This is a genomic window from Phycicoccus sp. CSK15P-2, from assembly GCF_016888005.1.
Classification (GTDB): Bacteria; Actinomycetota; Actinomycetes; order Actinomycetales; family Dermatophilaceae; genus Phycicoccus.
Genome location: NZ_JAFDVE010000003.1, coordinates 98,401 through 121,969 on the forward strand (window position 1 = coordinate 98,401; position 23,569 = coordinate 121,969).

Genomic DNA, 23,569 nt, shown 5'->3' on the forward strand with positions numbered 1-23,569 from the left:
CGCGTCACCGCATCGACCCGACGTGCACCCGAACGAAGTCATGCTCTGCTGAGGCGAGCCCGCAGCCAACACCGACAGCACTCACCGTCGCGGAGCAGTGGGGCGGCCGTGGGAGACGCGTGTCCGTTGTCGGAAGGTGTCATGCCATGTGGCGTGCGAGGAAGTCGAGCTTGGGCTGCGGGTTCCGCTGGAAGTCGAGGTAACCGTCCCAGCGCGCGGTCGTGCCCTCGATCCAGTGCAGTTCCTTGTCCTCGATGGGGATGTTGTCGTACATGGCCTGCACGTCACTCGGGTCCGTCATCAGGTCGTTTCTGACCTGGTACAGGTAGGTGGGGGTACGGACGCTCTTCGCCCAGGTCACGGGCGTCATCTCGTCGAAGGAGAAGCTGACGTGCCGGTGGATCTCCTGCTCGAGCTCGTCGATGCGGTGGGAGATGCCGAACATCTCGAGGGCCCGCTGCATGGTGGCGCTGACCGACAACGGCTGGGGGGCGAGCACGCATCGGACGTCCGTGAACTGTTCGGGATGCTCCTGCATCGCGAACATCGTGGCGTTCATGCCCTGACAGCGGCTGAACAGTCCGATGGTCATCCCGCTGGTCCGGGCGTCGGCGCGCGCGAAGAGCAAGGAGCCGACGACATCGCGAGCCTCGAAGCGACCCCCGCTTCCGCCTCCGCTGTTGGCGCTGCCGCTCTGTCCCAGATTCCGAGTGTCGTAGGTCAGGACGTTGTAGCCGGCATCGTGGAGGATTCGGTAATCGGGCACGTAGTCGACCTCGAAGTCATTGCCGGCCGCGCCGCCGATCGACTTCCATGGCTCAAGGTGGGAGGGGAACCCATAACGGTTGAACCACAACGGGTGGTTGGCGATGATGAGCTTCGTGGAGCTCTCGCGGGGAATCCACCACGCTTCGAGCGGTGTGCCGTCGGAGGCGAAGAACGTGATGTTCTCGTAGTGAAGGCCGTAGTCACCGGGATTCTTGAGGAGTGGTGACCGCAAGAGGGTGCCGTAACCCGCGGCGATGGCCTTGATGATCCGCCGCCCCATGAAGCGCCCGATCACCTGGCGCGCGACGGACCCCGAGGAGGGTCCGCCTGCCACTGGGGCGGCCGTGCGAGTCTGCTCTGATATGTCCGTCATGTGTCCTTCTCCTCGAGCTGGGTCATTCGGTGGTGGCACTGAGGGACGTGAGCCATTCGCGCAGAAGTGCGACCTCCGTCGGACGCAAGGGCGCCGGGGAGCCTGGCGGCAACGCGTCCAGGAGGAGACGCGCGGGACGTGAGACGCCCACCGCTGCGTCGTCGCCCGCGTCCCGAGGATGGAACAGCGCCTGGGCGACGGTGTCGCGAACGTTCGTGGAGATCGGATGGGTGCTGTCGGCCCGCAAGGCGATCAGCTGCAGCGCCACTCCGACCGCCGCCGCCGAGATCGTCTGCGTCGCCGCGTCGACCGGGATCTTCAGATGACCATCAGCTCCCCATGCGGCGACCGTGTGAGCGACCTCGTCCCGTGCCACCGACGCGGCAGGAGCGACCTGATCCGCCCGAGGGTTGCCGAACATCAACCGGTAGTGAGCCGGATGTTCGCAGCCGAAGGACACGTGCATGTCCCAACCCGCGCGGAAGTCCTCGAGCACGTCGCCGCTCCACGCGACGGCGCGCTTCTGCGCGAGGTAGGTGTTGAACCCTTCCAGGACCACCGCGTCCAGCAGCGCTTCCTTGTCCTTGAAGTGGTGGTAGAGGGTCGGGGCCGTGACACCCGCTCGTGAGCAGATCTCGCGCGTGGAGATGCGGCCATCGGCCGACGACGCCAGCAGCAGCTCCGCGGCACGCATCAGCCTGGTGCGGACGCCGCCGTCGATCGCCTCTGTGGGTCGGTTCGCGCTCATGGGTAGCAACGATACCCTATTTTCAGGGAATGAGTGTATCGGTGATATACAGCCCGATCACGGACAGGCCGCCCAGTATCTGGCGGGCGGAGGGTTCGACCGACCCGCTGCCTCCTGGTCCATGCCGAGGACCCGACCCGTGGGTCCTCGCCGACCCGGCGAGCGCGCTCGCCCTGGCGGGGCGAACGCCTAACCCGCTGGCCGGGCGAGGGGGCGTCGCGCTGTCGTGACGCCGGGCCGGGCGTGGACGGGCCCGGACGGCGAACCGGAGGGGGTCGTCCGGACCCGTCGGGTGCCGAGCCACCACCCGAGCAGCGCGAGGCCACCGACGGGAACCTCCATGCCCAGGACGAAGAACCGGTAGAGGAGCACGCCCGCTGCCGCGGCGGCCGGGGTCACCCCGAAGCCGGCGAGGGCGCCGGCCATCCCGACCTCGACGATGCCGGCGGCCCCCGGGGTCAGCACGACCATGGAGAGCAGCCGCTCGACGACGAAGGCCGAGGCGACGACCACGGGGTCGGCGCGCACCCCGACGGCGGCGAGGCACGCCCAGAGCAGCGCCGCCTGGAGGGCCGCGTACCCGAGCTTGCCGCCGAGCATCCGGCCCCATCCGTGCCGGACGAGCCCGGCGCTGTCCGCGCGGAACCGGGCGCCGCGCTCGCCCCAGCCCTCGGGGGCGGCAGGCAGCCGGCGGATGCGGCGTGCGGCGGCGTCCATCCATCCGCCGAGGCGGCGTACCGCGCGGTCGTCGCGGGCGATGAGGGCGACCGCGCCGCCGGCGACGACGAGGAGGGCGACACCGACGAGTGCGGGCGTGACGAGCCGGCCGGTGGGCGCGTCGGCCGAGAGCGCGAACCAGCAGAGGACGACGCCGGGCAGCAGGAGCTTGGTCAGGGTGTCGAAGAGGTTCGTCACGAGCGCCCATCGGGCGTAGGCCGCCGACCCGAACCCCCATCCACGCGCCATCCGCCAGTTGAGGACCGTGCCGGCGGCCCCGCCGAGCGGCAGCAGGTTCGAGACGCACGACCCCGTGAGGTTGAGCAGCAGCGCACGGCGGTGCGACAGGCCGGGGAGTGCGGTGGTGAGGGCCGGGGTGTGCACCCACAGGCCGGCGAGCCACAGCACCGACAAGGCGAGAAGCGGCGCGCTTCCCACGCGTCCCAGGGTGGCGGCGATGTCCGCCCAGTCCGTGCCCGTGACCCGCGGCAGCGCCGCCGCGACGACGGCCACGCCGAGCGCCCCGGAGAGTGCGCACCGGACGAGTCCACCCCTGTTGGTCGCCATGACCCTCACGGTGGCGCGGGTGGGCACGCGCGCGCATCGGGGAGACCCCGGGGCCGGACCCCGGTCCGGCGAATGCCCCCTCAGGGTCGGCCGGGCCGGGCCGCTCCGGTCGGCAGGATCGTGGTGCTGAGGCTGTCGCGACGCCCTGGCTCAGAAGCCGGCGCATCGACCACGGGGTCGCGCGGCACCCGGGCGAGCCCGACGGTCGCCATCGCGACCCCTCGCTGCGCGGACACCTGCTCGACCGCCCCCATGATGTGCGCGTCGGAGTGCTGGCACAGGCGCCTTGCCGAACTCGTCGGTGTCCGAGCGGGCGGTCTGCTCGCCCCACGGGTGGGCGACCCGGCCGCGGGCGCGTGATGCCGTCGGTGACGTGATCGTCACCGAGGAGATCATCGCCCCGGCTGTCCAGCCCTGGCGTCGCAACCTCTGGTCAGGTCGATCGTGCTGCGGTAACGGGCCCGAGGCGAATACGAAGAAGCCACAGGCCAGGAGAACTCTGGGCTCAGGCTGTCGACGTGGCCAGGGGCGGGGTCGAACCGCCGACCTTCCGATTTTCAGTCGGACGCTCGTACCAACTGAGCTACCTGGCCGGGTGTGCGCTTCACACACGTCCGCGACGGGTCTGACGTGGGTGTGAGCCCCGTTCAGGCCTGTCGCGTGCTGTCGAGAATACCGCATGGTCGGACCTCCGCATGACGTCGGTCGGTGTCAGGAGGTGCTGCGTGTACCGGCCGTCGCCGTCCGGGCGTCTCCCCGCTTCCGCGCGGCGGGCGCGTCCCGGCCACGGCCCCCTGTGACCGTGGCCGGAAACGTGGTCTCAGAGGCTGCACCGGGCCCCGTCGTCGGGCATCTGCAGCTGGAGGACGAACGCCTCGACGATCTCGTCGACGCAGTCGCTTCCCCCGCGCATGTACGCTCCGTGCTGGTTGCCGTCGACGGTGAGCAGTCCGCCGCCGAGCTCCCGGGCCATCGCCACGCCGCCCTCGTGGGGCGTCGCCGGGTCGCCCGTCACGGACACGGTGAGGGTCGGCGGGACGTCGACGCCCTCTGCGTCGAGCCACGGCTCGTCGCGGCTGGGAGCCTCCGGCCAGGCCTCGCACTCGTGGTGGAACCGGGTATCTCCGTCCTCACGGTCGAGGATCGGGGCGGAATCGACGATCCGCCGCGCGAGATCGGTCTGCTCGTCCGCACTGCGGGCCGGCCAGTCCATGCACCGGATCGCGACGTTCGCGTCCGGATCGGAGGCATAGGTCCCGTCCTCTCCACGACCCTGGAACAGGTCCCGGAGGGCCATGAGCGCATCACCGTGGCCGGCCGCCGCTTCGCGCAGGCCGGTGATGACCTGTGGCCACTGCGACTCCGCGTAGAGGCCGGAGGTCACCGCGAAGAGCGCGTCCTGCTCCGTCAGCTCCCGCCCTCCGGATACCGGCAAGGGATCGGACCGCAAGGGTCGCAGGATCTCGTGCAGGCGGTCGGTGGCGTCCTGCGGTTCCGTCCCCAGGGGGCACGTCTCGTCCCTGGCGCACACTGCCGCCAACTTCTCGAACGTGGCCTGGAACCCGGCGAACTGGCTCAGGCGGAACTCCTCCGCAGTGAGGTCGGGGGCGACGACGCCGTCGAGCACGACCGCTCGGACGTTGTCCGGGTAGGCGGTCGCGTACATCGCGCCGACCTCGGTGCCGTAGCTGTACCCGAGGTAGGTCAGCTTCTCCTCGCCGAGAGCGTCGCGGATGACGTCGAGGTCTCGGACGACGTCGACGGTCCCGACGCTGGTGAGCTGATCGATGCCGCCGGAGCCTTCGATGCACCGTTCGGCGACCGCCTGGGCCTGCTCGGAGCTCGTGATGTCGTAAACGGCCCCACCGCGGAAACCCTCGCCCGCGTCGTACTCCTCGTCGTCGTAGCAGTCGACGCGTGGGGTCGAGGCCCCGACCCCACGCGGGTCGAAGCCGACGATGTCGTAGTGCTCGTTGATCGGGTTGGTCGCCCAGGCGGGCGCGAAGAGCGCGACGTCGCTGTTCCCGGAGATCCCGGGGCCGCCGGGATTCATGACGAGCGCCCCCTCACGCTCACCGACGGCCGGCTTGCGGAGCACGGAGATGCTGGCGCGGTCATCGTCCGGCCGGTCGTAGTCGAGGGGGACCTCGACGGTCGCACACTCCAGATCGGGGTTCGCGTAGAGGGCGGCGTCGGCCGCGGTGGTCGCCGTGTCGACGCAGGGTCCCCACTCCGGCTCCTGCCCGTAGAAGGCGCCGAGTGATGCGGTCGGTGCCGCTGTCGGGGCGTCGTCTCCGCTCGGGCCCGTCGTCGTGCACCCGGCGAGCAGCACGAGCGTGGTCGCGGCACCGGCAGTCAGCGCGGTCATCGGTCGGATGGGTCGGTCGGATGGGTCGTGAGGTTGTCGCATGCCGTCGACGGTAGGGACGGGCCACCCCGCCCGGCATCGGCCCGAGGTATCCCGTCACCCGGGCCGATGTAGCCGATGGTCGGTATCGGCGGCTCCGACCCCCGTCCAACGGAGACGGTCAGAGGGACGGGCCGGGACTGCCCGTCGTGGGTCCGCCCCTCGCCGGGACCGTGCCTCGGGTGCCCCGACCTCGGGTGCGGCACGACGGGGACGGTGCCGACGCGCTATTCCTGACGTGCCACCGCCCCCCGGATGGCGCCCTCGAGGACGTCCAGACCCTGGTGGAGCTCGTCCTCGGAGATCGTGAGGGGCGGCGCGATCCGGAAGATCCCGCCCATGCCGGGTAGCTGAACGATGTTCACGTGCAGTCCGGCGTCGAGGCACGCGGCGGTGACCTCGGCCCCCAGGGCGTCCGCCGGTTCCTTGCTGCTCGAGCTCCGGACGAGCTCGATCCCCTGGAGCAGGCCACGCCCTCGAACGTCACCGACGACGTCGAACGCATCGTGCATGGCCTGAAGTCGATGACCCAGCTGCTGGCCGAGCGCGGCCGCCCGATCGGCCAGCCCGTCGCGCTCGACCACGTCGAGGACCGTCATGGCGACCGAGGCCGCGAGCGGGTCGGACACGTGAGTCGTGTAGAAGAGGAACCCCTTGTCCGCGCACCGCTGTTCGATCTCGGCGCTCGTGACCACCGCGGCCACGGGCAGGCCGGCCCCCAGGGTCTTCGAGAGGGTGATGATGTCAGGGGTCACGCCGTCCCGTTCGAAGGCGTACATGTGTCCCGTCCGACCGATCCCGGTCTGCGCCTCGTCGAGGATCAGGAGCATCCCCCGTTCGTCACACAGCTGCCGTAGCCGCGCCAGGTAGCCCCGGGGGAGGTCGACGATGCCGCCGGACGAGAGGATCGGTTCGACGAGGCAGGCGGCCAGTGAGCCGGTGGACTGGGCGTCGACGGACGCGAAGCCGAAGGCCAGCTCGCTCTCCCAGTCGTGGGAGCCGTCGGAGTGGCGGAACGGCGACCGGTAGGCGTTCGGGGTCGGAAGCGTGAGGTTGCCGGGCAGGACGGGGCCGTAGCCGCGGCGTCCTGCCGAGAACGTCGCCGCGGCCGCGCCGGATGTCATCCCGTGCCACGAGCGGTCGAAGGACACGATCTCGTACCGTCCGGTGGAGAGCTTGGCCATCTTGATGGCGGCCTCGTTCGACTCTGCGCCGGTGCTCAGGAGAAGCACCTTGGACAGCGGGTCCGGGAGGCTCTCCGCGAGGCGCCGCCCGAGCATGATCACGTCCGGGCAGAGCATGCCGCTGAAGAGGTGGTCGAGCCGCGCGACCGAGTTGCTCACCGCCGCGACGATGTCGGGATGGGAGTGGCCCAGGACCGCGCTCATCTGGCCGGACGTGAAGTCGAGGATGGCGCGGCCGTCGGTGTCGAAGACGTAGGAGCCCTCGGCGCGTTCGATGATGCGAGGGGTGAACGTCGGGATGTACCGAACGAGATGCTGCTGAGCCTGCTGCCACATGGTGTGCGTGTCCATCGTCGCCCCTCCGGTGATGCGTTCACCTGCAGTCGCCGCGGGTCCGGCCGGACCGCCGTCGCGTGACGTATGCAACTCGGGCGGCGGAGTTTCCGCAAGGGGCTCCGTCGTCGAGACACCAGGCGGTCGGTAGGGCTACCGGCCGCGCGACCGACAGCACCCGCGGCGATCGACCTCCGCGGAGTCGTCGACGCCCCGGCCACGACTCTCGGTGCTGGGGGGCGGCTTGCCCTGGTCGCCGCAGCGCCGCCGTGGCGCTGCTGTCGGGCGCCGGAACTGCGTCCGCGACCGTCGGGCTGAGGTGGGGGAGGACGTGTGGGGGGCGGTCGGTGACGTCCGTGGCCTCGAACGGGTTCGGGCCCGAGGGCATTTGGCCCGGACGAACCGGGCCCGACATGGAGGAGCGACCCCGACGGGACTCGAACCCGCGACCTCCGCCGTGACAGGGCGGCGCGCTAACCAACTGCGCTACGGGGCCTTGACTGGTGCAAGACCGTATCCCCAACGGGATTCGAACCCGTGCTACCGCCGTGAAAGGGCGGGGTCCTGGGCCGCTAGACGATGGGGACCCGACTCTCGTCGGACCATTCGTCGTCACGCAGACCGGCGCCCGGATCCGTCGAGGACTCCGAAAGCATAGGGGACGGCGGCCTCGCGACCAAAACCGGCGGAGCGGGGGTCCGCCTCCGCCCTCATCGGGGGCGGCGGGGGTGGTCGGTGGCGCGCCCGCCGACCGCGGACCGTCAGCACATGTTGACAGGGCGTAGCCGTCAGCATATGCTGACACTCATGACTCGTTCCACGACCGACCTCGTCGGTGACCTCGACAGCACCGACCCCGCGGTGGGGCTGCGCGCCGTCGCTGCGCTCGGCCGCCTCCTCGGCCGTCTCGAGGACCTGCACGTCCGCCATGCTCGCGAGCAGGGGTGGTCGTGGCAGGAGATCGCCGAGGCGCTCGGGGTCACCAAGCAGACCGTCCACCGCAAGCACGCTCGGAGGTAGTGCCATGTTCGAACGCTTCACCCAGGACGCCCGGGCAGCCGTCGTCGGCGCCCAGGAGGTCGCCCGCGCGCGTGGCGACGACGACCTCCGTGCGGTCCACCTGCTCGTCGCCCTCGGCGCGCCGGAGGCCCGACCGAGGGCGTCCTCCACGCCCACGGGCTGGATCCCGACGCGGTCCTCGCGGCACTGCGGGCAGACGAGCCGCCGGTCGCGGGGGACCCCGTGTTCGAGGACGGTGACGCCGAGGCGCTGCGCTCGCTCGGCATCGACCTCGACTCCGTCCGTGACGCTGTCGAGTCCTCCTTCGGCACCGGAGCGCTGGACGCCTCCAGCCCCTCCGGCGACGACGGTCCGCGCCGCACAGGGCTCTTCGCCGGGCACCGGCCCGTCGCCGCAAGCACGAAGAAGGCTCTCGAGCTGGCCTTGCGGGAGGCGCTGCGCCAAGGGGTGCGGGAGATCCGTGCCGAGCACGTGGCACTCGGTCTCCTCCGGTGCGGTGACAAGGAGCTGCGGCGCGTCCTGCAGCACGTGGGCGCGGACGAGCGCTCCCTGCGCGCCGAGCTCGAAGGCCGCGGCCGCCGCAGCGCCTGACGTGATCGCGGCCGGGGGCGGCGACGGCGGGACGGCCGACGCCCTTCCCGGGTCAGGTCGACGGGGAAGCCCACGCACGCAGCCGGTCGACGTCCCACGTCGTGACGACGCGGTCGGCCGGCACCCCCAGCCGCTCCGCCCGCTCGCACCCGTAGGCCTTCATGTCGAGCTGCCCGGGGGCGTGGGCGTCGGAGTCGATGCTGAACAGGCAGCCGATCTCCAGGGCGAGCGAGACGAGCCCGTCCGGCGGGTCGCAACGCTCGGGGCGGCTGTTGATCTCGACCGCCGTGTCGTGCTCGGCGCACGCCTCGAAGACCGCGCGGGCGTCGAACTCCGACTCCGGCCGGGTGCCGCGCGACCCGGTGACGAGCCGTCCGGTGCAGTGCCCGAGGACGTTGACCCGTGGGTTGCTCACGGCGGCCACCATCCGCGTGGTCATCGGCGCCCGGTTCATCCGCAGCTTGCTGTGCACGGACGCCGTGACGAGATCGAGCCGGCCGAGCATGTCGTCGGTCTGGTCGAGCGAGCCGTCGTCGAGGATGTCGACCTCGATGCCCTTGAGCAGCGTGAACTGCCCCCCGAGCGAGCGGTTCACGCCGTCGACGATCTTCAGCTGGGTGCGCAGCCGCTCGCCCGACAGCCCGTTGGCGACCCTCAGCGACGGGCTGTGGTCGGTGAGCACCATCCAGTCGTGGCCCAGCTCGACGCCGGTGAGGACCATCTCGTCGATGGGCGAGCCGCCGTCGCTCCAGTCCGAGTGCAGGTGGCAGTCGCCGCGCAGCGCCGCGTACATCCCCTCGCCGCCCTCGACGAGTGGCCCACCGGACTTCTCCTGCAGCGAGGCCAGGTAGGACGGCAGCTCGCCCGCGACGGCCTCGGCGACGACGCCCGACGTCGACTTGCCGATGCCGTCGATCTCCTGGAGCGTCCCGGCCTCGGCGCGCTCGCGGACCTCGTCGTCGTCCAGCCGCCGCAGCGTGCCGACCGCCTTGCGGAACGCCTCGACCCGGTACGTCCCGGCACGCGTGCGTTCGAGGAGGAACGCGATCCGGCGGAGGGCGTCGATGGGGTCGACCGGCGCCTGCAGCGGCTCGAGCAGCGCGACCATGCGCCGATGCTGTCACAGGGCATGGGTGGGCGGGCTCGGCAGTGCGAGCATGGCGGGGTGCGCGTCTTCGCCCGGAGCTCCCCGACCCTGACCTATACGGCTGTGGGAGCGACCGGCCACCCCGATCTGATGCAGAAGCCGCCGCGGGGCTTCCGCCCCGACGAGAGGTGGGGGGTGCTGGGCCGTGGGGACGAGCTGTTCGAGCGGGTGGCCGACGACCTGTTGCGGTGGGGTATGCAGCGCGGTTCGGGCATCCGGGTCGCGGCCCGCGACGATGCCGGGAACGCCTACGACCCCGACCGGCGGCGGCTGCGCGTCGGGGACACGGCCGTGCTGCGGATCGGGCGGTGGCCGGTGGACGTGCCCGTGCGTGTCCTCGCGGTCGTCGACGAGCCCGACCGTGCGTCGTTCACGTACGGCACGCTGACCGGGCATCCCGAGAGCGGCGAGGAGCTGTTCGAGGTCGTCCGGGACCGGGATGGGCTGGTTCGGGCCCACCTGCGCGCGTTCTCGCGCCCGGGGCGAGCGCTGGCATGGTTCGGGTACCCGGTGCTTCGCGCCGTGCAGGAGGCCTACTCCCGGCGCTACCTCGAGGCGCTGCCGCTCACCCGGTGATCGTGTGCAGGGCCTCGAGGAGGCGGTCGACGTCGTCCTCGGTCGTGTACGGCGCGAGACCCACCCGGACGCCGCCGGTGTCGCCGAGGCCGAGGTGGCGCGAGCACTCGACGGCGTAGAAGTGGCTGGCCGGCGCGTTGACCCCGCGCTCGGCGAGCGCCCGGTAGACGTCCTGGGGGCTCGTGCCGGCGACCGTGAACAGCAGTGTCGGTGTGCGGCGCCCGGCGTTGGAGTGGACGGTGACGCCGGGCAGGGCCCGCAGCGCCGGCTCGAGCCGGGCGAGGAGGCCCTGCTCGTGCTCCTCGAGCGCCGCCATGGATGCCACGAGCCGCGCTCTCCGGGTCTCCGGTGTGACCGGGGTCTCGAGGTCGTCCAGCCCGGCGAGGAAGTCGACGGCGGCGGTGGCTCCGGCGAGCAGCTCGTACGGGAGGGTGCCGAGCTCGAAGCGCTCGGGTACGGCATCGGACGACGGCAGCAGCTTGTCCGGCCGCAGCGTCTCGAGCAGCTCGGGCGACGCCGCGAGCACACCACAGTGCGGGCCGAGGAACTTGTACGGCGAGCAGGTCCAGACATCCGCCCCGAGGTGGCCGATGTCGACCGACGCGTGCGCCGTGGCGTGCACACCGTCGACCCAGTGCAGCGCGCCGACCGCGTGCACCGCCTCGGAGATCTGGCGGGTCGGCGGGCGGGTCCCGACGAGGTTGGACGCCGCGGTCGTCGCGACGAGCCGGGTGCGCTCGGTGAGGACGGCCTCGACGTCCTCGGCCATGAGCTCGCCGGTGGCGGGGTCGAAGTCGACCCAGCGGACGGTGGCTCCCGCGGCCTCGGCCAGCTGCAGCCACGGCCGGATGTTCGAGTCGTGGTCGAGCCGGGTGACGACGACCTCGTCGCCGGGGACCCAGGTGCGGGCGAGGGCGCGGCCGACGTCGTACGTGAGCGCGGTGGCGCTGCGGCCGAAGACGACACCTCGCGGGTCGGCGGCGAGGAGCTCGGCGAGCGCGGCGCGTCCGGCCCGGACCACCGTCTCGGCGCGCTGCTCGGACGCCGTGACCGTGCCGCGGTTGGAGATGGCCGAGGTCAGGGTGCGGGCGACGGCCTCGCCGACGACGCCCGGCACCTGGCTGCCGCCGGGGCCGTCGAAGTGCGCGGCGGCCTCGGGCCCGGAGAGGGAGGGGAAGTGCGACCGGATGCGTGCGACGTCGTAGGCCATGCCGCCATCCTCGCCCATCCGCCCCGCAGCCGGCCCCTGCCTCATTTTCGCCTCATGCCGGAAGGTCCGGTCACGCAACCCGAACTTCGAGGTGTGTGACCGGATGTTCCCGCACCAGGCGAGAAAGGTGGGACGACGGGCTGCGAAAGAACGCGGACCGGCCGGCTCACCAGGAGGTGTGCAGCGGACGGCCCTCGGCGAAACCGGCGGTCGACTGGATGCCGACCGTAGCGCGCTCGTGGAACTCCTCGAGCGTCCGCGCGCCGGCGTACGTGCACGACGAGCGCAGCCCCGCGACGATCTGGTCGATGACGTCCTCGACGCTCGGCCGGGCCGGGTCGACGTACATCCGGGCGCTGCTGATGCCTTCCTCGAACAGCGCCTTGCGGGCGCGGTCGTAGGCCGAGTCGGTGGCCGTGCGGTTGCGGACCGCCCGCGCCGACGCCATCCCGAACGACTCCTTGTACTGGCGGCCCTGCTCGTCGGTGTAGAGGTCGCCCGGCGACTCGAGCGTCCCGGCGAACCACGACCCGACCATGACGTTGGAGGCCCCGGCGGCCAGCGCCAGCGCCACGTCGCGCGGATGACGCACCCCGCCGTCCGCCCAGACGTGCTTGCCGAGCTCGCGTGCGGCAGCGGCGCACTCGAGAACGGCCGAGAACTGCGGGCGCCCGACCGCGGTCATCATCCGGGTCGTGCACATCGCGCCCGGGCCGACCCCGACCTTGACGATGTCCGCGCCCGCCTCGACCAGGTCGCGTGTGCCCGAGGCCGACACGACGTTGCCCGCGACGAGCGGCACCCCGAGGTCGAGCGCCCGCACCGAGCGCAGCACCTCGACCATCTTCTCCTGGTGGCCGTGCGCGGTGTCGATGACGATGACGTCGGCCCCGGCGTCGACGAGCGCCTTCGCCTTGGCCGGGACGTCGCCGTTGATGCCGACCGCGGCCCCGACCCGCAGCCGCCCGTGGTCGTCGACCGCCGGCGAGTACAGGTGCGCCCGCAGCGCGCCGGAGCGGGTGAGCAGCCCGACGAGCCGACCGTCCGGACCCACGACCGGGGCGAGCCGGCGCCGCGCGTGCGACAGCGTGTCGAAGGCCTCCTCGACGTCGACGCCGTCCGGCACGGTCACCATCTCCCGCACCATGACGTCGGCGACCTGCGTGAAGCGGTCGACCCCCGTGAGGTCGGTCTCGGTGACGATCCCGACCGGCCGGTCGTCGGAGAGAACGACCCCGGCACCGTGGGCGCGCTTGTGCAGCAGGACGAGCGCCTCACCGGCCGTGGTCGTCGGGTCGAGGGTGATCGGGGTGTCGTAGACGAGGTGGCGCGACTTCTGCCAGGCGATGACGTCGGCGACGATGTCGACCGGGATGTCCTGCGGGATGACGGTCAGCGCGCCGCGGCGGGCGGTCGTCTCGGCCATCCGGCGCCCGGCGATCGCCGTCATGTTCGCGACGACGAGCGGGATGGTCGTCCCCGTGCCGTCGGCGGAGCGCAGGTCGACGTCGAGCCGGCTCGTGACCGCCGAGCGGTTCGGCACCATGAAGACGTCGTCGTACGTGAGGTCGGTCTGCGGGGTCATGCCGTTGAGGAAGTGCACCGTCCCAGGGTAGGTCCGGCCGTGGCCGGGCGGCGGTCCGTCCTTCCCGGCACGTCGGATGTCCGTCCCGAGCCGTCGGCGGGCGCTCGTCCGCGTCGGCGTGCGGTGGTGAGGCACGGGTTCGTCCACGAGACACGACCTCGCAACCCTTGTCTCGTGGACATTTCGGGGTGACCCCGAAATGTCCGCGGGGGTCAGGGGGGAGAAGTGCGTGGGGCAGGATCGGGGTCGTGAGCCTCATGGAGCCCTCGCCGGCCGACGCCCAGCGTCGGTCCGGGCTGCGCCGGATGCGGCTCGTCGCCCTCTCGCTGCTGCTCCTCGCCGCGGTCGTCTTCCTCGCCACGGTCCGCCTCGACCACGACGGCGTCTGGGGCTACGTCAACACCGCGGCCGAGGCGGCGATGGTCGGTGCGCTGGCCGACTGGTTCGCCGTCACGGCCCTGTTCCGGCACCCGCTCGGGCTGCCGGTGCCGCACACGGCGATCATCCCGAGGCGCAAGAACGAGATCGGCCGCAACCTCCAGGAGTTCGTCACCGAGAACTTCCTCACCGAGGAGATCGCCCGCGAACGACTCGAGGCGGCGCACGTCAGCGACCGCGTGGGCCGGTGGCTCGCCGACCCGGCGAACCGGCGGACGGTGCTCGTGGAGGTCGTCCGGGTCGCGCGCGCCGGGCTGGGGAGGCTCGACGACGACGAGGTGCGTCACGTCGTGGACGACCTCCTCGTCCCCCGCCTCGCCAAGGAGCCGGTGAGCCCGATCGCCGGGGCGCTCCTCGAGGGCATCGTCGCCGAGCAGACCCACCACGGGCTCGTCGACCTCGCGCTCGAGCAGCTGCACGACTGGCTCGGCGAGAACCCCGGCACCTACGCACAGGTGCTCGGCGCCCGGGCGCCGTGGTGGAGCCCGCCGTGGCTCGACGACCGCGTCATCGGGTGGAGCTACGAGCAGGTGATCGCCTTCCTGCGCGACATCCACGAGGACCCGCGGCACCCGGCCCGCCGCGCCCTCGACGACCTCCTCTCCCGCCTCGCCGACGACCTGCAGCACGACCCGGACGTCATGGCCCGCGCGGAGGCCCTCAAGGAGCGCCTGCTCCTCCATCCGCGGACGAGCGAGACGGCACTCGGCCTCTGGCGGTCGTTCCGGGCCGCGCTCGAGACGGCGATGGACGACGAGGACTCCTACTTCCACACCCGCGGCGACGAGCTGCTCGAGCACCTCGGCCGGCACCTCGAGACCGACCCGGTCTGGCGCTCGCGGATGGAGGCCCGTCTGGCGGAGGCGGTCTCGTTCGTCGTCAACACCTACGGCGACGAGCTCGCCGAGGTCATCTCGGTCACCGTCGACCGCTGGGACGGCCGTCAGGCGGCCGAGCGCATCGAGCTGCACGTCGGGCGTGACCTCCAGTTCATCCGGATCAACGGCACCGTCGTCGGCGCGCTCGCCGGGCTCGTCATCCACGCCGCGGCACAGCTGCTGTCCTGACCTCGCCGACGGGAAGTCCCCGAGGTCGTGTCTGCACCCGTTGGCAGAGACACGGGTCGTCGATACCGTGAGTCGGGCACCGTGACACCCAACGAAGGGACCGGGTCATGCCAGGCAAGTTCGAGGTGTACAAGGACCGGGCGGGCAAGTTCCGTTTTCGCCTCAAGGCCGGCAACGGGCAGGTCATCGCGGTCGGTGAGGCCTACGAGAGCAAGGCCAGCGCGATGAAGGGGGTCCATTCGGTGCAGAAGAACGCGCCGGCCGCACTGGTCGACGACCAGACCTGAGGCCGCCGCGGCGCGGCTACCCTCGGGGGATGTCCGCCACCGGCACCGATCGAGCGCCTCGTCCGCCGGTGCTCGCCGTGGTGTCGACGGCCGTGGTCTTCGGCGCGCTCGACGCGCTGTGGCTGGGCGTCCTGTCCGGCGACCTCTACACCGAACAGCTCGGCCACCTGCTGGCCGCGTCCGGGAACCCTTGGGCCGCAGCGGCCTTCTACGTCGTGTTCGTCGCCGGCCTGGTGCACTTCGTCGTCCGGCCCGCGCTGGCCCGCGAGGGTCTGGGCCGCAGCGTGCTGGAGGCCGCGGCGTTCGGTCTCGTCACGTACGGCACGTTCGACCTGACGTCGATGGCCGTCTTCCGCGACTTCCCCCTCGTCGTCGTCCTCGCCGACCTCGCCTGGGGCGCAGTGCTCTGCGCGGTGACGACGGCGGCGGTGGTCACCCTCGTGCGGTCCCGGCGCCCACCGGCCGAGCGCGCCCCGGGCCGGGACTGACCGCGAACCCCGGTGTCGGTGCCGCGCAGGCTCAGGACGACCGGCCCTGCTCCGGGGGTAGCGGGAAGAACATGCTCGTGCGCTCCTGGTACTCGGGGTAGCCCGGACGCTTGGCCATCTCCGACTCCAGCAGCCTCGCGCCCGTGGCGAACGCGAGGAAGTACGTCATGACGACCGGCGACAGCACGGTGAGGACGCCGGGCCAGGCGCCGGCGGCGACGACCCACAGGCCCCACCACACGGCCGAGTCGCCGAAGTAGTTCGGATGCCGGGTCCAGGCCCACAGCCCGCGGTCCATGACCTTGCCCTTGTTCGCGGGGTCGGCCTTGAACGCCTTGAGCTGGGCGTCGCCCACCGCCTCGAAGGTGACCCCGACGAGCCAGACGAGCACTCCCAGCGCCGCGACCCAGCCGAGCGCGGTGTCGGTGGCCGCCGCCACCTGCAGTGGCAGCGACACGAACCAGGCCGCCACGCCCTGGGTGCCGAACACCCGCACGAGCGCGTACCGGAACCGTTCCTCCTCCGGCTTCTCCGACAGCAGCTTCTCGTAGCGCGGGTCCTCGCCCTGGCCGAGTGCCCGGCCGCGGATGTGCCACGCGAGCCGGCCGCCCCACAGCGTGACGAGCACGGCCAGCAGCAGCGAGCGGCCCGAGTGCTGCCCGACGGCGTAGGCGACCCAGCCGATGGCGACGAAGACGAGCCCCCACGTGATGTCGACGACCGCGACCTTCCCGACCCGGCGCGCGACGAGCGCCGTCACGCCCATCGCCACGGCGGACGTCACCGCCGACGCCACGACGACGGCGACCAGGGTGCCGCCCGAGAAGCCCTCGCCCATCAGCGGGCGGGGTCCGTGACGACCGGCTCCCCGCCCGGGCGGCGCAGCAGCAGCTGGTCGACGCCCATCCGGTTGTCCCGGAACGCCTGCGCGCCACCGACGAGGTACAGGCGCCACACCCGGGCACCCTCCTCGCCGATGAGCTCGACGGCGCGGTCCCACTGCTCCTCGAGGGTGCGGTGCCAGGCGTCGACGGTCCACACGTAGTGCTCGCGCATCGCGTGCACGCCGCGCACCTCGAGGCCGGCGCCCTGGAGGAAGCCCAGGGTCTCGCCGACCGGGCGCATCGTCATGTCGGGGGCGATGAACTGCTCGATGAACGGCCCGCCGCCGGGGTGCACTCCGCGCCGCGACATCTGCTGGACGAGCACGTAGCCACCGGGCCTGACCGACCGGTGCAGCATCGCGGCGTAGGCGTCGTAGTTCTTCTCACCGACGTGCTCGCCCATCTCCAGCGAGGCGACGGCGTCGAACGGCTCGTCGCGGACCTCGCGGTAGTCCTGCAACCGGATCTCGACCCGGTCCTCCAGGCCGCGCTCCCGGATCCGCGCGTCGATGAACGCCTTCTGCTCCGCGGCGATCGTGACACCCGTGACCCGCGCCCCGAAGTGCTCGGCCGCGTACAGCGAGAGCGACCCCCAGCCGCAGCCGACGTCGAGGAAGCGCATGCCCTCCCGCAGCCCGACCTTGCGGCAGACGAGGTCGAGCTTGGCGGCCTGGGCGTCCTCGAGCGCCATCTGCGGACCGTCGGCGTAGAACGCGCACGAGTACGCCATATGGGGGTCGAGGAGGAAGGCGTAGAAGTCGTTCGAGAGGTCGTAGTGATGACTGATCGAGGCGCGGTCGCGGGCCAGCGAGTGCAGCCGGCCCTTGACGACGGCCTGCGTGGCGGGTGGCGCCGGCGGCAGGGCCAGCGCACCGGTGTCCCGGGCGAGGCGGACGAGGTCGGGCAGCAGCCGCGCGACCCGGGCCGGAGTGAGCCGCGGGAGGTCGCGCGCGCCCACCGTCTCGCGGACGAGGTCGAGCGCCGCGCCGATGTCGCCGTGCACCTCGAGCTCGCCGGTGACGTACGCCTGGGCGGCGCCGAGCTCGCCGGGGTGCCAGAGCAGACGGGTCAGCGCCCGGGGGGAGCGGAGCTCGACGACCATGCCGTCCTCCGGTCCTGCCTCGGAGCCGTCCCAGGCGCGCAGCCGGACGGGGAGCGGACCGGCGAGGAGCGGCTGCAGTGCCTGCTGGATGCGCGCCGCGACGCCTGTGCGGGTCGCTTCCGTCGTGCGGGCGTCGTCGGTCAGCGTCACGGGTGCTCCTGGGTCGGGCGGGGCGGCGTGGCGCCGCGGGGTCACGAACGGTATTCGGAGTCGGCCGCGTCGGCGGATGCGGCGTCGGCGTCCGTGGTGACCTCGTCGTCGCCCGGGGTCGGCGCGGGCAGCTCGTCACCGCGTGCACGGCGGCGCTCCCGCGCGGCCTCGGTGAGGATGGCGACGTCGGCGACGAGGTCCGGGCCCAGGTGCTGCGCCCCGATCTCGTCGAGTACCCGCGGGGTCGTCCCGCGGCCCGCGAGCCACACCGGGTGCTTCTCGGCCATCGCCCGCAGGGACTTCGCGTGCCCGCGGAAGGAGGAGGGGCGTCGGGACGCGATGACCACGGCGTCCGGCCGGGTGAGGTCCGCGGCGGAGGAGAGCGAGGCGATCGGGGTGTCCGGGCCGAGGTAGCGGATGCGCCAGCCGGAGCGGCCGAGGAGCACGCCGAAGCTGAGCAGGATGATGTCGTGGAACTCGCCCGGGGGGCAGGCGAGCACGGCCACCGGGCCGGTCCCGAGCCCCCATGTCATGGACAGCGCCCCCAGCCGACGCCGGACCAGGCTCGACGCGAAGTGCTCCTGGGCGATGCCTATCCGGCCGAGCTCCCACTGCTCGCCGACCTTGACGAAGAAGGGGACGAGGACGTCGACGATGGCGCTCTCGACCGAGCGGTCGAGGAAGGCGGTGTCGAGGACGGCGTGTGCGCGGTCCTCGTCGAGCGCGGTCACGGCGTCGAGCAGCTGGGTCACGAGCAGGGGCGGGTCCGCCCGCAGGCCGGAGGTCTCGGAGCGCCCCCGCTCGTCGTCCACCCCGACGGGCTCGTCGAGGCTGCCGGCCCCGGCCCGCTCGGCCGCCAGCACCTGACGGGCCGCCTCCATCGCGCTCACGCCCTGGTCGCGCAGGCCGAGCACTTCGCGGACGCGCCGCTCGTCGTCGGCGCCGTACAGGCGGTAGCCACCGGGGGAGCGGCTGGGGCTGAGGAGGCCGTAGCGCGACTCCCAGGCACGGAGCACGTGCGTACTGACCCCCGTGCGGGCTGCGAGCTCGCCAATCCGCATCGACGGGGAAACCGAACGCCTCATCCACCCACCGTAAAGGTTCGTCACAGTCTTGACAAACCTTTGACGACATCCTGTGAAAGGTTCTACGGTCGTGCCCATGCCTCCCCCCTCCCAGCGGGACCGCAGCCACGGTCCCGAGCGCGTCGCCGTGGTCGGAGCGGGGGTGTCCGGCCTCACCGCCGCACACGTGCTGGCCGCGTCGCACGAGGTCACGCTGTACGAGGCGGAGCCGCGCCTCGGCGGCCACGCGCACACCCACACCGTGCCGACCGCCCGCGGCGACCTCAGGGTCGACAGCGGCTTCATCGTGCACAACGACCGCACCTACCCCCACCTGCGCAGACTCTTCCGCGAGCTCGGCGTCCAGGCGCGCGACACCGAGATGTCGATGAGCATCCGCGACGCCACCAGCGGCCTGGAGTACGCCGGAGGCCGGGGGGTCAAGGGCTTCGTCGCCCGTCCCCGCCAGCTGCTGGACCGCGACTACGTCGGGATGCTCCGCGCGGTGCGCCGCTTCCATCGCCTCGCCACCGAGTTCCTCGCCCGGACCGACGACGAGGACACGACGACCTACGGCGAGTTCGTCCGTGACGCCGGCTTCCCCGGCTCGTTCAGCCGGCTGTACGCCGTGCCCCTCGTGGCGTGCGTCTGGTCCAGCGGCAGCGGCGACGCCCTCGACTACCCGGCCCGCTACCTGTTCCGCTTCCTCGAGCACCACGGCATGCTCAGCATCGGCGACTCCCCGCAGTGGATGACCGTCGTCGGTGGCTCCCGCACGTACGTCGACCTCCTCGCGGCCCGGCTCGCCGACGTCCGCAGCGGCGACGCCGTGGTGTCGGTCGCGCGCACGCCGGACGGCGTCGAGGTCCGCACCGCCGCCGGGAGGCCGGACCGCCACGACAAGGTCGTCCTCGCCACCCACGCCGACGACGCCCTGCGTCTGCTCGCCGACCCCACGCCGGCCGAGAAGGAGGTCCTCGGTGCCTTCCGGTACTCGGCGAACGAGACCGTCCTGCACCGCGACCCCGCGTTCATGCCGCGCGCCCGGCTCGCCCGGTCCTCGTGGAACTACCTCGTCGGGGACGACCCCTCGCGCGGCCCGGTCGTCACCTACTGGATGAACCGGCTCCAGGGCCTGCCCGAGGACGAGCCGTTCTACGTGACGCTCAACGCGACGGACCGGATCGACCCGGCCCGCGTCGTCGCGACGATGCGCTACACCCACCCGCTCTACGACGTGCCCGCGGTCCGGGCGCAGCGCCGCCTGCCGGAGCTCTCGACGGACACGACGACCTTCGCCGGGGCGTACCACGGGTGGGGCTTCCACGAGGATGGCTGCCGCAGCGGCGTCGAGGCCGCCCGGGCGTTCGGGGTCGAGTGGTGACCACCACGGCCGACCTCCCCGACCTGCCGGCGCTCGTCGTCGGACGTGTGCACCACACCCGCCACCGGCCGGTGCGCCACTCGTTCACCCACCGGCACCACCAGTGGCTCGTGGACCTCGACCGGATGCCGCGCCTGCCGCGCTGGCTGCGCCCGTTCGCGACCTTCCGCGGCGAGGACCACCTCGCCGGCAACCCCGGAACGGCCGCGCTCAAGGCCAACGTGCTGCGCGTCCTCGAGCGTGACGGCGTCCCGACGAGCGCCCGTGACCGCGTCGTCATGCTGGCCCACGCCCGCGTCCTCGGGCACGTCTTCGACCCGATGTCGGCCTTCTGGGTCTTCGACCCGGCGGGCGACCTGCGCGCCGTCCTCGTCGAGGTGCACAACACCTACGGCGGTCGGCACGCCTACGTCCTGCGTCCCGACCCGGGTGGCCGGGCCGAGGTCGACAAGGACTTCCACGTCTCCCCGTTCAACGACGTCGAGGGCCGGTACGCCATCCGGCTCTCGCTGTCGCACACCGCGGTCGGGGTCGCCATCCGGCTCCGGGTCGGCGACGAACCCCTCGTGACCGCGACCGTGACGGGCACCCCCACCCCGGCGACGCTGCCGACGGTGGTCCGCACGGTCCTGCGGCACCCGCTGATGCCCCAGCGGGTGAGCGGGCTCATCCGCCTCCACGGTGTCTGGCTGTGGCTGCGGCGGCTGCCCGTGCGCCCCCGCCCCGCGAAAGACCTGGAGAGTGTGCGATGACCGTCGAGACCAACCGGCTCGAGCTGGCGGCCCCGAGCCTCGGGTTCCCCCGGGCGCTGACCCGAGGCGCCGTCGCCAAGGCGATCACCGAGGTCGCCGTGCGGCCCATGCCGGTGCGGATGCGCTACCCCGACGGCACCGTCGTCGGCAGCGGCGGCCCGGACTCGCCCGTGCTCGAGGTCGCCCGGCCACGCGCCCTGTTCCGGCGCCTCGAGGCGCACCCGAAGATCGGCCTCGGCGAGGCCTACATGGCGGGCGACTGGAGCGCGGCCGAGGGCACCGACCTCGCCCAGGCGCTCATGCCCTTCGCGGCGAAGATGGGCGACCTCGTCCCGAAGCCGCTGCTCTCGCTGCGCGGCCTCGTCGACCGCGCCATGCCACGGGCCCAGCGCAACACCCTCGAGGGGTCGCGCTCGAACATCAGCGCCCACTACGACCTCTCCAACGACCTCTTCGCCGCCTTCCTCGACCCGTCGATGTCGTACAGCTCGGCGCTGTTCGACCCGACGCGCCCGCTGGCCGAGCAGGACCTGCACGAGGCGCAGGTCCGCAAGGTCGAGGCCATCCTCGACGCCGCGGACGTGCGCGCCGGCTCCCGGGTCCTGGAGATCGGGACCGGATGGGGCGAGCTCGCCATCCGCGCCGCGGCGCGGGGCGCGACCGTGACGTCGGTGACGCTCTCCGCCGAGCAGCGTGCCCTGGCGCTGGAGCGGATCGCCGCCGCGGGGTACGCGGGCCGCGTGGAGGTGCTGCTCCAGGACTACCGCGAGACCACCGGCGAGTACGACGCGGTCGTCAGCGTCGAGATGATCGAGGCCGTCGGCGAGGAGTACTGGGACACCTACTTCTCGACGATCGACGACCTGCTCGCCCCGGGCGGGGCGGTCGCCATCCAGGCCATCCTCATGGAGCACCACCGCCTGCTGGCCACGAAGGGCTCCTTCGGGTGGATCCAGAAGTACATCTTCCCCGGAGGGCTCATCCCCTCGCTCCAGGCGATCCGCGACGTCACGCGTGAGCACAGCTCGCTGCGGGTAGACCGGGTGCAGGCGTTCGGGGCCGACTACGCAGAGACCCTCCGCCGGTGGCGCGAGACGTTCACGGAGCGCTGGGACGACATCCAGCACCACGGGTTCGACGAGACGTTCCGGCGGATGTGGGAGTTCTACCTCGCGTACTGCGAGGCGGGCTTCGCCACCGGCTACCTGGACGTCGCCCAGATCAGGTTCACCAGAAGGGACGGTCGATGACCACCACGATCGAACGCACGATCCGCACCAGCGCGGCGCCCGACGTCGTCTTCCCCTACCTCGTCGACTTCCGCAACGCGACGGAGTGGGACTACGGGACGGTGTCGTGCGAGCTGGTGTCCGGTGACGGCGGCCCCGGCACGCGGTACAAGAACGTGTCGAAGTTCGCCGGCAACACCGTCGAGCTCGAGTACACGACCGAGCAGGTCGAGGAGCCCGTCTTCGTCATCACCGGCCGCAACGACACCACGGTGAGCCACGACACGATCACGGTGCGGCCGGACGGCACCGGCTCGAGCGTCACCTACCGCGCCGACTTCGAGTTCAGTGGCCCCGCCCGCTTCCTCGGACCGGTCATCACGCCGCTGCTGAACCGCCTCGGCGACAACACGGCCCGCACCCTGCGGGAAGCGCTGGACCGCCTGTGACCGACGGCCGCGGCACCGGTCGCCGAGCGCTCGTCACGGGGGCCACCGGGTACATCGGGTCCCGGTTGGTCCCCGCGCTGCTCGACGCCGGATGGACGGTGCGCGTCCTCACCCGCGACGCCGGGAAGCTCTCCGACCGCCGATGGGTCGAGCAGGCCGAGGTCGTCGAGGGCGACGCCACCTCGCGCACCGATCTCGGCACGGCACTGGACGGCGTCGACGTCGCCTACTACCTGCTGCACTCGATGGACTCCGAGGGCGGCTTCGTCGAGCGGGACCGCGAGATGGCGCGGACCTTCGGTGTCGCCGCGTTCGAGGCCGAGGTCGGCCGCATCGTCTACCTCTCCGGGCTGCACCCGGACGACGGCCCGCTGAGCGACCACCTCGCCTCGCGGGTCGAGGTCGGCGACCTTCTCATGGCGAGCGGCGTGCCGACCGCCGTCCTGCAGGCCGCGATCATCCTCGGCTCGGGCTCGGCGTCCTTCGAGATGCTGCGCCACCTCACGACGCGGCTGCCCGTCATGGTCACCCCGAAGTGGCTCGAGAACCGGATCCAGCCGATCGCCGTGCGCGACGTCCTGCACTACCTCGTCGGCGCCGCCGACCTCCCGCCAGAGGTCAACCGCACCCTCGACATCGGCGGCCCGGAGATCCTCACCTACCGCGAGATGATCGCCCGCTTCGCGCGGCTGTCCGGGCTGATGGCGCGGCGCATCGTCACCGTCCCGGTCCTCACGCCGCGGCTGGCCTCGCAGTGGGTCGGCTTCGTCACGCCGGTGCCGACCGGCCTGGCCAAGCCGCTCGTCGAGAGCCTGCTGCACGAGGTCGTCTGCCAGGAGGACGACATCGACGACCTGGTCGGCGCCCCGCCGGGTGGGGCGCTCGGGTACGACCGCGCCGTCACCGACGCCATCGCCGGCGACCACGTCGACCCGCGGCCCGAGCCCGGCACCGTCGACCCCGCCCGCGTCACCGCGGCCGACCCGGCCTGGGCCGGAGGCGGCAGCGGCTCGGACCCGTGACGGGCCGCGGACGCGGGGGACGGCGGC

The 23,569-nt window shown here is 72.3% G+C and carries 22 protein-coding genes and 3 tRNA genes; 11 read left to right on the top strand and 14 right to left on the bottom strand.

Translation table 11 applies throughout. The annotated features are described in order from the left end of the window. Positions 1–139 precede the first annotated feature (139 nt). The 8 genes from JQN72_RS02150 to JQN72_RS02185 form a co-directional block, all read right to left on the bottom strand. Positions 140–1,141 (bottom strand): S9 family peptidase, encoded by a 1,002-nt coding sequence (locus JQN72_RS02150; RefSeq protein ID WP_204133520.1) that lies wholly within the window; start codon positions 1,139–1,141, stop codon positions 140–142. Positions 1,142–1,163: 22 nt separating this feature from the next. Then, positions 1,164–1,889: a TetR/AcrR family transcriptional regulator gene (locus JQN72_RS02155; protein WP_204133521.1), complete on the bottom strand. Its 726-nt coding sequence runs from the start codon at positions 1,887–1,889 to the stop codon at positions 1,164–1,166. 189 nt (positions 1,890–2,078) lie between these two features. Then, positions 2,079–3,173, bottom strand: a complete 1,095-nt coding sequence (locus tag JQN72_RS02160; RefSeq protein ID WP_204133522.1) for a lysylphosphatidylglycerol synthase transmembrane domain-containing protein — start codon at positions 3,171–3,173, stop codon at positions 2,079–2,081. A 519-nt stretch (positions 3,174–3,692) separates the two neighbouring features. Further along, a tRNA-Phe gene (locus JQN72_RS02165) sits at positions 3,693–3,766 on the bottom strand. A gap of 227 nt (positions 3,767–3,993) precedes the next feature. After that, the gene (locus JQN72_RS02170; RefSeq protein ID WP_204133523.1) at positions 3,994–5,541 is read right to left on the bottom strand and encodes an alpha/beta hydrolase; all 1,548 of its coding nucleotides are present in this window, start codon (positions 5,539–5,541) and stop codon (positions 3,994–3,996) included. Positions 5,542–5,807: 266 nt separating this feature from the next. Continuing rightward, a complete protein-coding gene (locus tag JQN72_RS02175) occupies positions 5,808–7,115 on the bottom strand; it encodes an aspartate aminotransferase family protein (protein ID WP_204133524.1) in 1,308 nt (435 codons plus the stop codon). A gap of 404 nt (positions 7,116–7,519) precedes the next feature. Next, a tRNA-Asp gene (locus JQN72_RS02180) sits at positions 7,520–7,593 on the bottom strand. 18 nt (positions 7,594–7,611) lie between these two features. Further along, positions 7,612–7,684 (bottom strand) — tRNA-Glu (locus JQN72_RS02185). A gap of 220 nt (positions 7,685–7,904) precedes the next feature. Between JQN72_RS02185 and JQN72_RS02190 the strand changes: the two genes are divergently transcribed. Together JQN72_RS02190 and JQN72_RS18815 are read left to right on the top strand one after the other, a co-directional pair. Then, a complete protein-coding gene (locus tag JQN72_RS02190; protein ID WP_239099988.1) occupies positions 7,905–8,117 on the top strand; it encodes a helix-turn-helix domain-containing protein in 213 nt (70 codons plus the stop codon). Positions 8,118–8,339: 222 nt separating this feature from the next. Continuing rightward, positions 8,340–8,708, top strand: coding sequence for a Clp protease N-terminal domain-containing protein (locus tag JQN72_RS18815; RefSeq protein WP_204133526.1), 369 nt, complete (start codon positions 8,340–8,342; stop codon positions 8,706–8,708). Between the two features lie 52 nt (positions 8,709–8,760). Here JQN72_RS18815 and JQN72_RS02200 read toward each other — a convergent pair whose 3' ends face one another. Continuing rightward, the gene (locus JQN72_RS02200) at positions 8,761–9,816 is read right to left on the bottom strand and encodes a PHP domain-containing protein (RefSeq protein WP_204133527.1); all 1,056 of its coding nucleotides are present in this window, start codon (positions 9,814–9,816) and stop codon (positions 8,761–8,763) included. A 102-nt stretch (positions 9,817–9,918) separates the two neighbouring features. On the opposite strand from JQN72_RS02200, the gene JQN72_RS02205 reads away from it, so the two are divergent. Next, positions 9,919–10,431 carry a DUF1990 domain-containing protein gene (locus tag JQN72_RS02205; protein WP_307812381.1) on the top strand — a complete coding sequence of 171 codons (513 nt, stop codon included), beginning with the start codon at positions 9,919–9,921 and terminating at the stop codon, positions 10,429–10,431. On the opposite strand, the gene JQN72_RS02210 is transcribed toward JQN72_RS02205, so the two are convergent. Both JQN72_RS02210 and JQN72_RS02215 read right to left on the bottom strand, forming a co-directional pair. Then, entirely contained in the window at positions 10,421–11,641 is a 1,221-nt protein-coding gene (locus JQN72_RS02210) for a cysteine desulfurase-like protein (RefSeq protein ID WP_204133528.1), read from the bottom strand. The genes JQN72_RS02205 and JQN72_RS02210 overlap by 11 nt on opposite strands. Before the next feature lie 166 nt (positions 11,642–11,807). After that, positions 11,808–13,244, bottom strand: coding sequence for a GuaB1 family IMP dehydrogenase-related protein (locus tag JQN72_RS02215; protein ID WP_204133529.1), 1,437 nt, complete (start codon positions 13,242–13,244; stop codon positions 11,808–11,810). Positions 13,245–13,483: 239 nt separating this feature from the next. Here JQN72_RS02215 and JQN72_RS02220 point away from each other — a divergent pair, with 239 nt between their 5' ends. The 3 genes from JQN72_RS02220 to JQN72_RS02230 all read left to right on the top strand — a co-directional run bounded on the left by JQN72_RS02220 (position 13,484) and on the right by JQN72_RS02230 (position 15,506). Beyond that, entirely contained in the window at positions 13,484–14,731 is a 1,248-nt protein-coding gene (locus JQN72_RS02220; protein WP_239100012.1) for a DUF445 domain-containing protein, read from the top strand. Between the two features lie 107 nt (positions 14,732–14,838). Then, a complete protein-coding gene (locus JQN72_RS02225) occupies positions 14,839–15,018 on the top strand; it encodes a YegP family protein (RefSeq protein ID WP_204133530.1) in 180 nt (59 codons plus the stop codon). A gap of 29 nt (positions 15,019–15,047) precedes the next feature. Continuing rightward, a complete protein-coding gene (locus JQN72_RS02230) occupies positions 15,048–15,506 on the top strand; it encodes a DUF2177 family protein (protein ID WP_204133531.1) in 459 nt (152 codons plus the stop codon). A gap of 31 nt (positions 15,507–15,537) precedes the next feature. On the opposite strand, the gene JQN72_RS02235 is transcribed toward JQN72_RS02230, so the two are convergent. From JQN72_RS02235 to JQN72_RS02245, 3 genes are read right to left on the bottom strand one after another with little or no spacing between them, the layout of a single operon-like run. After that, entirely contained in the window at positions 15,538–16,344 is an 807-nt protein-coding gene (locus JQN72_RS02235) for a DUF1295 domain-containing protein (RefSeq protein ID WP_204133532.1), read from the bottom strand. Continuing rightward, positions 16,344–17,642: a cyclopropane-fatty-acyl-phospholipid synthase family protein gene (locus JQN72_RS02240; RefSeq protein ID WP_204133533.1), complete on the bottom strand. Its 1,299-nt coding sequence runs from the start codon at positions 17,640–17,642 to the stop codon at positions 16,344–16,346. Before JQN72_RS02240 ends, JQN72_RS02235 begins: the two co-directional genes overlap by 1 nt. 41 nt (positions 17,643–17,683) lie before the next feature. Beyond that, complete coding sequence (locus tag JQN72_RS02245; protein WP_204133534.1) at positions 17,684–18,727, bottom strand: B12-binding domain-containing protein; 1,044 nt, start codon at positions 18,725–18,727, stop codon at positions 17,684–17,686. 76 nt (positions 18,728–18,803) lie between these two features. On the opposite strand from JQN72_RS02245, the gene JQN72_RS02250 reads away from it, so the two are divergent. Genes JQN72_RS02250 through JQN72_RS02270 form a run of 5 tightly spaced genes read left to right on the top strand, consistent with a single transcriptional unit; the run spans position 18,804 to position 23,542 of the window. Next, the gene (locus JQN72_RS02250; protein ID WP_204133535.1) at positions 18,804–20,090 is read left to right on the top strand and encodes an NAD(P)/FAD-dependent oxidoreductase; all 1,287 of its coding nucleotides are present in this window, start codon (positions 18,804–18,806) and stop codon (positions 20,088–20,090) included. Further along, positions 20,087–20,842 (top strand): DUF1365 domain-containing protein, encoded by a 756-nt coding sequence (locus JQN72_RS02255; RefSeq protein WP_307812371.1) that lies wholly within the window; start codon positions 20,087–20,089, stop codon positions 20,840–20,842. Before JQN72_RS02250 ends, JQN72_RS02255 begins: the two co-directional genes overlap by 4 nt. Further along, on the top strand, positions 20,839–22,092 hold the full coding sequence (locus JQN72_RS02260; RefSeq protein WP_204133536.1) for a cyclopropane-fatty-acyl-phospholipid synthase family protein: 1,254 nt from the start codon (positions 20,839–20,841) through the stop codon (positions 22,090–22,092). The genes JQN72_RS02255 and JQN72_RS02260 overlap by 4 nt, the downstream gene beginning before the upstream one ends. Further along, the gene (locus JQN72_RS02265) at positions 22,089–22,520 is read left to right on the top strand and encodes an SRPBCC family protein (RefSeq protein ID WP_204133537.1); all 432 of its coding nucleotides are present in this window, start codon (positions 22,089–22,091) and stop codon (positions 22,518–22,520) included. The genes JQN72_RS02260 and JQN72_RS02265 overlap by 4 nt, the downstream gene beginning before the upstream one ends. Continuing rightward, entirely contained in the window at positions 22,517–23,542 is a 1,026-nt protein-coding gene (locus tag JQN72_RS02270) for an NAD(P)H-binding protein (RefSeq protein WP_204133538.1), read from the top strand. Before JQN72_RS02265 ends, JQN72_RS02270 begins: the two co-directional genes overlap by 4 nt. The last annotated feature ends 27 nt before the right edge of the window (positions 23,543–23,569 follow it).